This is a genomic window from Candidatus Eisenbacteria bacterium (assembly GCA_016867715.1).
Taxonomy (GTDB): domain Bacteria; phylum Orphanbacterota; class Orphanbacteria; order Orphanbacterales; family Orphanbacteraceae; genus VGIW01.
In genome coordinates this window covers 1-12,895 of the sequence record VGIW01000022.1, presented here as the reverse complement: position 1 = coordinate 12,895, position 12,895 = coordinate 1, and the positions used below count along the sequence as shown (strand labels likewise).

The 12,895-nt window shown below is 65.5% G+C and carries 6 protein-coding genes; 2 read left to right on the top strand and 4 right to left on the bottom strand.

Going from position 1 to position 12,895, the window contains the following annotated elements:
• Nucleotides 1–212: 212 nt before the first annotated feature.
• From FJY73_06060 to FJY73_06045, 4 genes are all read right to left on the bottom strand, one after another.
• Nucleotides 213–2,549 (bottom strand): hypothetical protein, encoded by a 2,337-nt coding sequence (locus tag FJY73_06060; GenBank protein ID MBM3320222.1) that lies wholly within the window; start codon nucleotides 2,547–2,549, stop codon nucleotides 213–215.
• A 124-nt stretch (nucleotides 2,550–2,673) separates the two neighbouring features.
• The gene (locus tag FJY73_06055) at nucleotides 2,674–5,046 is read right to left on the bottom strand and encodes a hypothetical protein (GenBank protein ID MBM3320221.1); all 2,373 of its coding nucleotides are present in this window, start codon (nucleotides 5,044–5,046) and stop codon (nucleotides 2,674–2,676) included.
• Between the two features lie 127 nt (nucleotides 5,047–5,173).
• Complete coding sequence (locus FJY73_06050; GenBank protein ID MBM3320220.1) at nucleotides 5,174–5,884, bottom strand: hypothetical protein; 711 nt, start codon at nucleotides 5,882–5,884, stop codon at nucleotides 5,174–5,176.
• A complete protein-coding gene (locus FJY73_06045; GenBank protein ID MBM3320219.1) occupies nucleotides 5,874–7,967 on the bottom strand; it encodes an elongation factor G in 2,094 nt (697 codons plus the stop codon). Before FJY73_06045 ends, FJY73_06050 begins: the two co-directional genes overlap by 11 nt.
• Nucleotides 7,968–8,423: 456 nt before the next feature.
• Between FJY73_06045 and FJY73_06040 the strand changes: the two genes are divergently transcribed.
• Both FJY73_06040 and FJY73_06035 read left to right on the top strand, forming a co-directional pair.
• A complete protein-coding gene (locus FJY73_06040) occupies nucleotides 8,424–9,731 on the top strand; it encodes a citrate (Si)-synthase (GenBank protein ID MBM3320218.1) in 1,308 nt (435 codons plus the stop codon).
• A 347-nt stretch (nucleotides 9,732–10,078) separates the two neighbouring features.
• Nucleotides 10,079–12,895, top strand: a 2,817-nt coding sequence (locus FJY73_06035; GenBank protein ID MBM3320217.1) for an SUMF1/EgtB/PvdO family nonheme iron enzyme, incomplete at its 3' end; no start/stop codon positions are given.

The window sequence follows — 12,895 nt, the reverse complement described above, 5'->3', positions numbered from 1 at the left end:
GATGGAGCCGAAGGCTCCCGCACCGGGGGGGCGGGTGGCCGAGCGATTGGAGCCGAGAACGCGCGGGGCGCGTTCGGAGGCGTCCCCGAGGGGGAGGTCGGCCCGTTGAGCGAGCCTTCCGAGAACGCGCGGGGCGCGTTCGGAGGCGTCCCCGAGGGGGAGGTCGGCCCGTTGAGCGAGCCTTCGAAAAAGGTGTCTGTCACGAAAAGGCTCTACGGAAGCAAAATCACCTTGCGCGTCTCGCGGATCTTCCCGGCCTTCATCCGAACGAGGTAGAGACCGGCGGAGAGGCGGCGCCCCGAGTCGTCGCGCCCGTCCCAGAGAATCGGGTCGATGAAAAAGCCCTCGTGCGAGTGGACGTGGGGGAAGCTTCGGACGAGCCTCCCCGCCGCGTCGAAGATGTCGATCTCAACGCGCGTCTCTTGGTAACGGACCGCGGTTCCCATCGTGCGAGCGGGGGCGCTCTCGGTCCCGATCGGGTAGGGGATCCCGTCCCGATCCCGATCGATCGCGGTCTCCTCGAGCGAATCGCCCCTCGGCACATAGTAAGAAATCACGGTGGCGTCGCGGAACGGGTTCGGGACGGCGAGGGAGAGGTTTCTCCCGCGTTCGATCGGCGCGGGGCCGAGGATCGATGTCTCCCAGGTCCAGGAGAGCATGTCGAGGCGGGCCTCGAGCCGGTAGGCCAGGCTCTCTCCCGGCCTCGTCCCGACATCGAAGAGCGAGTGATCGCCATCCTCTTGAAACATGAAGGAATGGAGCACCGTCTCGTTCCCCTCCGAGGTCCGCCGATAGAGACGACCCTCCGCGCCCAGCGTCTTTCCGCGGACGCGGAAGGCGACGCGCACGATTCCTTCGTAATCGGGTTCCGCGCGGAAGTCGTGAACCGCGACCGCGCGGACATAGACGTCGAAAGTACTCTCGCCGGCGTGGTCGGAGGCGTTTCCCGCGGTGTTCACCGCGCGGATCGCGACGCGGTGCCTTCCGGCGGTCAGCGAATCGAGGGCGATCGCGAAACGGACGCTCGTCGAGTCGCCCCAACCCTCCGGGGGATCGACCCGTATCCAGAGCTCGCGCCCGAGGGAATCGCGCGCCGCGTCGATCCGATAGTCGATGTGCTCGATCGTGTTGAAGGTGATCGCGTTCCTCGTTCCGTTCCCCGCCCGGTTCGGGAGGACATCGACGCGCGCGCGTCCGGAGGCGGTCGGGCGCACGGTCGTGATCGTGTCGGGGAACGGCTCGAGCTCGACGATCGGATCGGTGTCGAAGATGTCCGGAACGGCGTCCCCGTCGCTGTTCCGAAGGCCCATGTGCGCGAGCGTGTGCGGGCAGACCGCCGCCTCCGTGCTGTCCATGCAGCAAGCGGTGCGCCGCATGCCGAGACAGGTGTAGTCCGGCAACCGGCTGTTCAAGTTGAGCGCGCCCAGGTATCCCGAGCGCGTGTTGCAGGGGACCGCGCCGTCCCCTTCCCGGTACTCGTTCTCGGCCCAGAAGAGCCGGGCGGTCTCGCGAATCACGAGGTGCGAGAGCCAGGCCCTCCCGGCGACCCATCGGTTCCCCTCGCGCGGGCTTCCTGCGGGGAGCACGGAATAGGGCCCTCCGGTTCTTCCGTACGTGAGGTAGTTCGCGTTGAACACGGAAACTTTTGGAATGAAGAAACAGATCCCCCACTCCGTGCCGAACCCGGTCCGGAGATCCTCGATGTACGGATACACAAGCGCGGCCGCATCATCGCCCGACGCCTCGTATCCCATCTGTCCGAGAATCTCCCCGATCCACTCGGCGTCGAGAAAGCGGGGCTGGGTCGTGACGAAGTTCCTCGCGCACGAGACGCCGGTCCGAACGTCGTAGTAGAAGCGCACGCCGAGATAGGGAACCTTGTCGATCCAGAACTGCATCGCTCCCCGCACCGCGTCGAGAACCGCCTCGACCTCGTGCTCAGCGTAGGCCGCTTCGGGCGAATCGGGGAGGACGATGCCGACCGCGATGCGCCCCGTGAAGATCTCCGAGGTCTGGTAGTAGCCGGCTCCGAACGCGCGGCCGTAGCGCGCCGGAGCGTCGCCGCGATCCCCCCGCTTTCGCTCGGAGTCCCGCGGGACATACGGGGGGAGCGCGAGGCTCGGAAGGGCGGGGGAGAGGACCGGTTCTTCCGGCGATGAGCCGATCGATCGCTCCCGATTCCATGAATCCGCGATCCTTCGAAGATGCGGATCCTCCGCTTCCCGCAGGAGTGCGGGCTTCCGGTACAGCGCGCGCACGCGCCGGTCGCGCGCCATCGCGCGCGCGAGATTCTCTGGCACATCGCCGATCAGAATGTCCGGCGGATAGACATGGGGTAGACGCGCGCCCTTCGCCTCCCATTCGTCGATGAAAGCGCGCGCTTCCTCCATCGATCCGACGCGAAGATGAAGAAGCGCGTTGCCGGTTGAGCGCTCGTCCGCCCTCGAGACCGCGGGCGGGGCGAGGAGAACCGCGAGCGCGCAGAGCGAAACGAGAACGCCTTTCGGTCGGAGACAGTGCGATGGAGGCGAGAAAGAAGCGCGGGTCATGTGCATGCCTCCGCCCGGGGAGGAAACGGATCGCCCGTAACACGTTCAGCGTAAGCGAGCGAGGCTTGGGCGTCAATGTTCGGCGCGAGGGGCGAGATCGAAGACCTCGAGCGGGACGGACCGGTCAGTCCAACAGAAGCACCTTGCGCGATTCCCAGACGTCGTTCGCGCGGAGGCGGATAAAGTAGAAGCCCGCGGGGAGGCGCCTCCCCGCGTCGTCCCTCCCATCCCAAACGACCGGATCCGCGTAGATCCCTTCGTAGGAGTGGATGTGAGGGAAGGAGCGGACCCTGCGTCCGGCCAAGTTGAAGATGTCGATCTCCGCGCGGACGATCTTGTACCGTCCGCCGGCCGCTTCCGCGCGTTGCGGCGCGAGATCGCCGGTGGGGGGCGGGTTCGTCGCGGGATTCGGTTTCCCGCCGTCGTAGGGTCGGTGCGTCGGTTCACCGCGCGGGATGCGATAGGTGATGACCGTCCGGTCGCGGAACGGGTTCGGGGTCACGCGCGAGAGAAAGGTCCCGCGCGCGAGAGGAGCGGGCGATATGATCTCGGTCTCGTAGTTCCAGCTCTTGCCGAGGGCGGAGATCTCGAGGCGGTAGCGAACGATTGCGCCCGGAGTTGAAAGCGAATCGACGAGCGATTCCGGCGCGTTCGGCCGGAGCGGGAAGGTCCGCGCCAGCGTCTCGACGCCGCCTGCATCGGTTCGATACAGGGCGGCGGTCGCTCCAAACGTTCCGCCCCGCACGCGGAAAGAGATCCGCACATTTCCGTCGTAGTCCGGATACGCCGCGAAGTCGTGAAGGGCGATCGCCTTCACGAAGACACGCAGGCGCTGCTCGCCCCACGTCGAGCGGTTCCCCATCGTGTTCACCGCGCGAATCGTGATCGTCTGGTCCCCCCCCGTGAGCGAGTCGGGCCGGAAGGCGAAGCGCTGGAAGGTCGTATCCCGCTCCCAGCCTCCCGGCGGGTCCGCGTACAGCCAAAGATCCTGACCGTTCTCGCCGACGATCCCGTCGATTTGATAGATCACGTGCTCGATCGAGTTGAACGTGACGTTGTTCCGCGGAAAGACCGTCGCGGAGACCTCCTCCTTTCCAGAGCCGGAGTAGATCGCGCGGTTCACCATCGGGATCTCCGCGGCGAGGCCGGTGAGGAGCGGGGCAATCGTGTCCACCGTGTCGGGGAGGGAGTCGAGCGCCACGTACGGATGCGTGTCGAGAACGTCCGGGATGAGATCTTCGTCGATGTCTTGGATGCCCATTTGTCCGAGCGTGTACCGGCAGACGAACGGACCGGGGATGTCCATGCAGCAATCGACGTGGCGGTCGCACCAATAGTCATGGTTTGTGCTGTTCGCGTTCTTCACGTGGAGATATCCGGAGCCGACATGGCACGGGGAGCAGAAGCCGCTCTCGCACGACTCGTCCAGCGCCCAGAATAGATGCCCTGTCTCGTGCATGAGAAGATGGGGAAGCCAGACGGTGCCGGCGACGAGACGGCCGCTCTCCTTCTTGATGCCCGCCGGGGCTACGAGGAGCGGTCCGCCGAAGTGCGAGTAGGAGGTGTACGCCGCGCGGAAGCTCGGGACCTTCGGGATGATCATGCAGATCCCCCACTCGGCGCGGAGCTTCGTCCGGAGCGAGTCGATCATCTCGTACACCGGGCCCGCAGTCGTTCCCTCGATGCGAAGTCGATAACCGAGCGAGCCGAGAATCTCGGGGATCCACACCTCCTCGTCGATTCTCGGCGGCGCGGCTGCGAAGTCCTTCACCGTCGGGATGCCGTGATGGATCTCGTACACGAAGCGCACGCCGGGGAGGACCTTCACGTTGGACGCCCAGAAGCCCATCGCCGCCCGGACCGCCTCGACGACCGATGCGATCTCGCTCGCGGAGTACGTGTGGCCCGGGCAATCGGGGAGGATCACGCCGACGGCGACCCTTCCGAGCATCCACTCCGAGGTTTGGATGAAGTTCGCCCCGAACGCCTGCCCATAGACCTTCGATCCGATATCGGGGAACGGGGGCGAGTGCTTCCCCGGCGCGAAGGGGGGAACGACGAGCGAGCGGAACTCGGTTCTCGCTTCCGGGAAGACGGGAAGATCTTCCGCGCGGAGCCCTTCCCGCCATGAGTCGAGGAGGATCGCGCGCCGGCCGCCGTCCTTCTCGGGCGGGCGGACAACCGGTCTCCGATGCATCTCGAAGACGCGCGGGTCCTCGAGGATCGCACTCTCCAATGCGGGTGGGACATCGCCTGCGACGGCGTCGGGCGGATACACGTGGGGGAAACGAGCCCCCTTGGTCTCCCATTCGTCGACGAAATCCCAAAGGTCATCGATATTCGAAATATGAAGAAAAAGAAGGACCTCCTCGGCACAGGCCGGTCCGGCGAACGAGGTCTGGAACAAGACGAGAAGGAAGGCTCCGACGGGGAGCCGGGCCCAAGACGCGAAATAGACCCAGGGCGGGCCCGAGGATCTTCTGAAGAGGCGAGTCATTCGTACACCCGCTGCGGGAGGGTGAAGCGCGTCAGGGGGACCATCAACACCTAACCACGTTTCCGACGGAATGTCAATAGGTTGCGGCTCGCAGCCCGCGGGCGCGCGGCGCCCCGCGGCTGCCCGATCAGCGCTCCGCCGATTCCCTGAGGAGGAGGGTCCTCGGGTCGAGCTCGATCGACAGATCGCCGACGTCCGGGTTCTCGTGATCCTTCAAGATTCGAAGGCGGACCGAGTCTCCCGACGACTCGAGGAAGATCTTGACCGCGAGGAAGCGGTCGAACCGGACGAGCGGGTCCGGGTAGCCGGCGGTGCGCGTCGGGGTGTCGCGGTGCGAGAGAGCCGAAAACCAGACCTCGGCGTTCAGCTCGCGGGCGAGCGCGTGGATCGAGGCGAGATCCTGCTCCTCCGCCGCGGCGAACGGGAAGTTGTCCACCACGAGAGTATCCGGCGCGAAGTCGGCGTGCTCGCGGAGGAAACGGGCCTCGGCGCAAAGCTTGGCGGCCGTGAATGTCCCCGGCTGGTAGGAGTGGATGTGGCGGTTCTTCTCGACGGAGAGGCGCACGGCGGCCGCGTCGGCGAGATCGGCGGTTCGCACGAGCTCGCGAAACGTCTCGTCGTAGAAGCTCCGCGCGTGCTCGACCGCGTGGCCGATCGCCACGTGGAGGACTTTTCGTCCGCGGAGGAGGTCGTCGAGGGCGACATCCACGAGAAACGCGGTCTTCCCCACGCCGGCGCGGGCGATGACCACCCCGAGGTTGCCGCGCCCGAGGCCCCCGTGGATCGATCGCTCGAAGATCCTCAAGGGGCTTCGTTCGTTCACGTCCTTACGGTACATGCGTCTTCCCCTCCTTCTTCTTCCGAAGCTCCTCGATGCGCTTCTCGGCGATCTCCCTCGGGACCGGCGCGTAGCGCGCAAACTCCATCGTGAACTCCGCCTTTCCCTGAGTGGCGGATCGGAGCGAGGTGACGTATCCGAACATCTCGGCGAGCGGAACCTCGGCGTCGATCCGCACGAACTCGTTCTCGTCCGTGGTGCCGATGATGACGCCCCGCCGCTGAAGGAGCGTGCGCAGCATCTCTCCCTGGAACTCGGCCGGCCCCTCCACGGAGACGTTCATGATCGGCTCGAGAAGGATCGGCTTCGCGCGGGGGTAAGCCTCGCGAAACGCGCCGCGCGCGGCGGCCTGGAAGGCCATCTCGGATGAGTCGACGCTGTGGTGCGCGCCGTCGGAGAGGGTCACGCGGATTCCGGTGACCGGGAAGCCGACGAGGCGGCCCTCGGCCGTCTCCGCTCGGAATCCCTTCTCGCACGCCGGGATGAACTCGGAGGGGATGTTCCCCCCGCGCACGGCGTTTACGAACTCGAACTCCGTTCCGGGCGCCGGCTCGATCGCGCCTTGCACACGTCCGTACTGACCCGCTCCTCCGGTCTGCTTCCGGTGCGTGTAGTCGAAATCCGTCTTCGCGGTGATCGTCTCGCGATAGGCCACCTGCGGCTGGCCCGTCTCCGTCTCGACCTGATACTCGCGCCGCATCCTTTCGACATAAACCTCCAGGTGCAGCTCGCCCATCCCGGAGATCACCGTCTCTCCGCTCTCCTCGTCGACGCGCGCCCGGAAGGTGGGGTCCTCGCGGGTGAAGCGAAGAAGCGCGCGCGCGAGCCGGTCGAGGGAATCGCGGTCTTTCGCCCGCACCGCGAGTGAGACGACCGGATCTGGGACGTGCATGGAGAGGAGACTGTACCGATAGCCCTCGGCGGCAAGCGTGTCGCCGGAGGCGCAGTCGATTCCGAAGAGCGCGACGATGTCCCCGGCCTCCGCCTCGCCGATGTCTTCCATCTCGTCGGCGTGCATCCGCGCGATCCGCCCGATGCGGACCTTTCGGTTCGTGCGCGTGTTGACCGCGCTATCCCCCTTCCGGAGGACGCCCTGATAGATGCGGACGTAGGTGAGCTGCCCGTACGGCCGATCCTCGAGCTTGAACGCGAGGGCGAGAAAGGGGTCCTCGCGCGAGTTCGAGAGGGTGATCCGTTCCACCGGCGAGTCGAGGGAGAGCGCTTCGTTCCGAATGTCCGTGGGGGTGGGGAGGTAGCGGACCACCGCGTCGAGGAGCTTCTGGATCCCCTTGTTCTTGTAGGCGGATCCGAGAAGAACCGGCGTCATCTTCATCGCGAGCGTTCCGCGGCGGATCGCTTCATGAATCAGCTCTTCGCCGACGCGATCCTCGAGGGCGGCGATCGTGAGTTCCTCGGAGAAATGCGAGACGTCGTCGATCATCTTCTCGCGTGCTGCCTCGGCTTCCTTGCGAACTTCCGCCGGGATCTCTTCCTCGCGCACGATCTCGCCGCGCTCGCCGTCGAAAGAGACCGCCTTCATCGAGACAAGATCAATAAGACCGCGATGATTCACTTCCAAACCGATCGGGAGCTGAAGGAGAACGGCGTTGTGGCCGAGCTTCGAGCGGAGCTGCTCGGCCACGCGCCTCGGATCCGCCCCCGAGCGATCGCACTTGTTGACGAAGGCGATGCGCGGGACGCCGTAGCGCCGCATCTGGCGGTCGACGGTGATCGATTGAGATTGGACCCCCGCGACGGCGCAGAGGACGAGCACCGCGCCGTCGAGAACGCGAAGCGCGCGCTCGACCTCGATCGTGAAGTCGACATGGCCCGGCGTGTCGATGAGGTTGATCTGCCGGCCCGCCCAGCGGACGTTCGTCGCCGCCGCCTGGATGGTGATCCCGCGCTCCCGCTCGAGCTCCATCGAGTCCATCGTGGCCCCGACGCCGTCCTTCCCGTTCACCTCGTGCATCTCGTGGATGCGCTTGGTGTAGTAGAGGATCCGCTCGGTGAGCGTGGTCTTCCCCGAGTCGATGTGAGCGCTGATCCCGATGTTGCGGACCCGATCGGTGTTCGTCGTCATGCTCTCGTCTCGCGCTCCGTCCTCCCGGGAAACCCGGGCTCGAGCGGCCTCGGTCTCCTGCGATCGCTGGGGTGAGGGAGCCGGGTTCGTTCGACGGCCGGTTCATCGGCGGCCCGCGGGGGCCGGCGGCAAAACAAGCCTGTAAGATACGGCTATGGGTCCGCTTCCGCAACTCTTTTCTCGGCTTCTCGATCCCGCGTCGCTCCCGCGCGGCGTTCCGTTCCGAGGCGGGTTCTCCTGTTCGGCGTGCGGTCGAGAGCGCGGGGAATCCGCTTGACAGAAGGGCGAAGCGTTTGAGATTGTTCAAGTTGGGGATGGGCTCTTTGCCCGGCCCGGTCGGCCGATCGCAAGTTCGTGTCCGATCACTCGTTGCCGATGGCCGGACGCCCCGCCGGAATCTCCGGGTTCAAGCGGTTGGATCGGAGCGAAAGCCGTTCGATTGCAAGGGGGATGAGCATGGCGACTCTGCAGGAGAGACTGGACGAGCTGGTTCCAAAGTGGCGCGCCGAGAGGGCCAACCTTCTCAAGGAGAAGGGGCAGAAGGTGATCAGCGAGGTCACCGTGGCCCAAGCCTTCGGCGGGATGCGCGGCGTGAAGGGGATGATCTGCGACACATCGGTCGTCGACCCGAACAAGGGCCTCTTCATCCGCGACCATTTCCTTCTCGACATCATGGATCTCTGGCCGGAACAGACCTTCGTCCTCCTGCTCACAGGCGAGATCCACGAACGGGAGAGCGATCTTATCCGCTCCTTCCGCGCGGAGATGGACAAGCGCGCATGGCTCCCCGGATACGTGTACAACGTGCTCGAGGCGATGCCGGACGACAGCCATCCGATGTGCATGCTCGACACGGGCATCCTCGTGATGCAGAGGGAGAGCACGTTCCGAAAGATGTACGACAAGGGGATGCGGAAGGAGGACTACTGGAAGGCGACGCTCGACGACGCGCTCAACCTCCTCGCCAAGATCCCGATGCTCGCCGCGGCTGTCTATCGGCTGCGCTACAAAAAGGGCGACTACATCCGCTGGACGTCGGGGCTCGACTACGGCGGCAACTTCGCCAACATGCTCGGCATTCCCGATCCGCACGGACAGTTCGCCGAGCTGATGCGGCTCTATCTGCATTTCCATTGCGATCACGAGGGGGGAAACGTCAGCGCGAACACCTGCCACACGGTGGGATCCGCGCTTTCCGATCCGTACTACTCGGTGTCGGCCGGATTGAACGGGCTCGCCGGCCCGCTCCACGGGCTCGCGAATCAGGAATGTCTCCGTTGGGTGCTCGACACGATCGAGCTCTTCCGCGGCGTTCCGAACGAGGAGGAGATCGAAGCGTACGCCTTCAAGACGCTCCGCTCCGGCCAGGTGATCCCGGGGTACGGGCACGCGGTCCTTCGGGTGGCCGATCCTCGGTTCATCGGGTTCAATCGTTTCGGCAAGAAGTACATCCCCGAGGATCCGGTGTTCCTCACGGTCGACCGAGTGTTCAACGTGGTGCCGAAGGTGCTTCAGCAGTTCTCCGAGGAGAGGGTGAAGGAGGGGAAGGGCGCGATCGCGAACTTCTATCCGAACGTGGACGCGGGTTCGGGAGCGCTCCTCTATCACTACGGCATGACCGAGTTCGAGTACTACACGGTTCTCTTCAGCGTCTCGCGCGCGATGGGGATGCTCGCCCAGCTCATCTGGAACCGCGCGGTCGGGACCGCGATCACGCGGCCGAAGTCGGTGAGCATGAAGTGGCTCGCGGAGAACGTGAAGTAACTTCGAAGGCCTGTTGAGAGACGCGCGGCGGTCCCAGCCTGGAGGGTGCACGCGTTTTCGTTGCGAGGTGCGGGGCGCGAGCCGAGAGGCCGACCGGTACGAGCCGCTCCCGGAAGCGCAGGCCCGGAGCTACGCTCTAGGAAGAGGCGACGGAAGAGAGGCCTCGAAGGCCGCGAACCGCGTCGGCAGTTAGAAATGCGTGCATCCGCCAGGCTACAGGCCGTCGCGTGCTCGTTCCAAGGGAGCGGGGAACCCGCGCAAGGCTCTTCCGCGCGGTCCGCTGACAGGGCCGGCCCGGTCCCGAGGGGGGAGCGCTTCCGACCACCTTGCCGCGCGAGGGCTCCCGAGTGGAGGCTGATCGGCCGCGCGTCTTCGTGAGCGCAACTACCGCCGACCTCGGCACCCACCGTCGTGCGGTCTGCGAAGAGCTGCACCAAGCGGGCTTTGATTTCGACGTCCAGGACTATTCCGATCCGGACCCATCTCCTCTTCCCGTCTCCCTCGAAAAGAGGATCGGGGAGTGCATCGCCGTCGTCTGCCTCGTGGGATCGCACTATGGATCGGAACCGAAAGAACAGTCCGGACCTCGAAGGTCCTATACACAGCTGGAGTACGATCTCGCGATCAAGATCGACAAGCCGGTCTTCGTCTACTACCCGGATTCGTCCAAATGCATGATCGACGGCGCTTCCAAGGAGGATGCCGAGAAGACGAAGCTCCAAACGGAACACTTCAACAAGTTGAAGACGAAGCACACCGCGCAGCCTTTCGACTCCATCGATAACCTCAGAGTGCGCATCGTGCGGCTGGCTCACAACGTGCTCCCGGACCTCGAGTGGTTGTGGGACTACCCGAAGAGGCTTCTCGAAAGCAGCCTTCTCAAGGACGGCCCCGCCGGCCGGCCGGTCGACGAGGCGCCCGATCTTCACCTTGTTTGGGAAGTGCGCTCGCCAAGCGAGAGGAGATCCGTCCCAGGCCCCTTCTCCAAAGTGATGGCGCCTTATTCTCGCGCGGCTCTCGTCGGCTCCTCCGGATGCGGCAAGACGGTGGTGATGAAGAAGCTTCTGATGGAGGCGGCGAACAAGCTGAAGTCGAAACTGCGCGGTCTCGTTGAGAGGATCGACGGTGGAGCGGAGCAGGATGCGCACATTCCACTCTGGCTCCAGGCGTTGCACTTCGAGTGCGAAAACCCCAGCGTCGACGCGATGGAGCGGTTCGCGGCCGGAGGGCTCAAGGGGTTCCTCGGCCGGTACGGGAGACCTTGGGATCGGATTGCGAGGATTCTGGAAGATGGGCGCTGCCTGATCCTCCTCGACGGACTGGACGAGATGCCGAGCAAGGAGTGGGAACAGCGCCTTCAAGCCGTACGCGCGTTTCTCGAACGGTATTGCTCGATGGACCGCGGTAACCGCATCGTAGTCAGCGCGCGTCCGGGGACTCTTCCTCGCGGCGCGGGGGAGCGATGGGGTTTCACCGAGGTCCACGTTCCTCGCCTCGACGCTGAGGGGCGTGAGCGATTGCTGAAGTGGCTCTCGCGGAAAGGACAGGCGCTGGGGAGAAGCCTCCCGCCCTGGATTGCGGAGCCGGGAACCGCGGCGGAGGTGATGGGGGAAAGCCCCTTCTTCGTCAGCGTCATCGCGGAGCTTCTTGAAGAAGGGGAGTCGCTCCCCGACGATCCGGGCCTCGCGATTCTCGATCTCCTTCGCAAGCGGATCGAGCGGGAGTTTCGATCACACGGGAAGGGGCTTGGCTGGAGGACCTTGACCGAGAAGACGTGGAGCGCGAAAGACGTCGGAGATCTCGTCCTTCATGTTCTCGGCCGCGTCTCGCTCTCTTCGCTCGAATCCGGGGGAGAGATGCGGATTGACTGGTCGTCGCTTCGCGCAAGGGCCCATGAGCTCGCGAAGGACCTGAGGCTTCCAATCGGGCTGCCCCTCCTTCCCGATCCGCGTCCGGGTCCCCGCGACAGCCTGCTGGAGGCTGCCGCGGCGCTGGGACTGATCCAGGCCGACTACGAGAACGAGCAGCTGTTCTTCACGCACGCGCTGTGGCGGGACGTGCTGGCGTCGGGAGAGATGGCTCGGCGTTTTGTGCGCGGGGAGAAGCCCGAGCAGCTGCCGCATCGAACGGAGCGGAGTCGACGGGCCGACTTCGTGCGAACCGCACAGGATCAGTTCGCGCCGCTGCCGCCGGCTGCCCGAGCGGAGCTGCATTGGATCGGCGCCTGCCGGTTCCTTTCTGGCTTGCTTCAGGGGGAGCATCGCGCGAACTTCTATCGATGGCTTCTCGGCAGGAACCCCGCACTGTCCGCTTCCCTCCTCGCCGACCGCGGCTCGCCGCCCGAGGACGAGGCAACCCGCGCCGAGCTCGTGCGGGTCTATCTCGATGAGGTCGTTTCGGGAGATCGGAGCCTTCTGGAGCGCGTCGTGTTCGGACGCGCTCTCGGCATGCTCGGGGATCCTCGGTTGTGGGAAGAGCCGGCCCGGCCGATCGTTCCGAAGCTCGCGCTCGTTCCGGGCGGCACGTACCGCATCGGTCTTTCCGAGGATGACCGGAAGAGGCTCTTGCGTGTCTCCGGCAGGAAGTCCTCGACGATCGCCCCGTCGGAACATCCGGCTCGTGAGAAGGTTCTCTCGGCGTTTCTGCTCGGGAAGTACGCGGTGACGAACGCTCACTTCACGCGGTTTGTCGAGACTGGAGGCTACGGGACCCGGGCGTTCTGGATGGGCGACGAGGCGGGAGACGCGGCTTGGGAGTGGCTCCAGAAGAACGGCGGGGAGAACCGCCGTCCGGACTTCTGGACGAACCCTGCGTACAACGAGTCGAACCAGCCGGTCGTGGGGATCGCGCGGTTCGAGGCGGAGGCGTATTGCCGCTGGCTCACGCGGGCGGCGCGCGACGGGCGAACCTATCGGCTTCCGACCGTCGCGGAGTGGCAGGCGGGTGCGCGGGGAAAGGAGGGACGGCTCTACCCGTGGGGAGACGAGCCGGATCCTTCACGGTGCAACTGTTGGCATGCGGGATATTTGGGCATGACCTCGCCGGTCGGCGTCTACCCGGAAGGTGCGACGCCCGATGGGATCGAGGACATGGCGGGAAACGTCCACGAACTCTGCCTGGACGCGGAGACCGGGAAGATCTACGCCTGCGGCGGCTCTTGGATG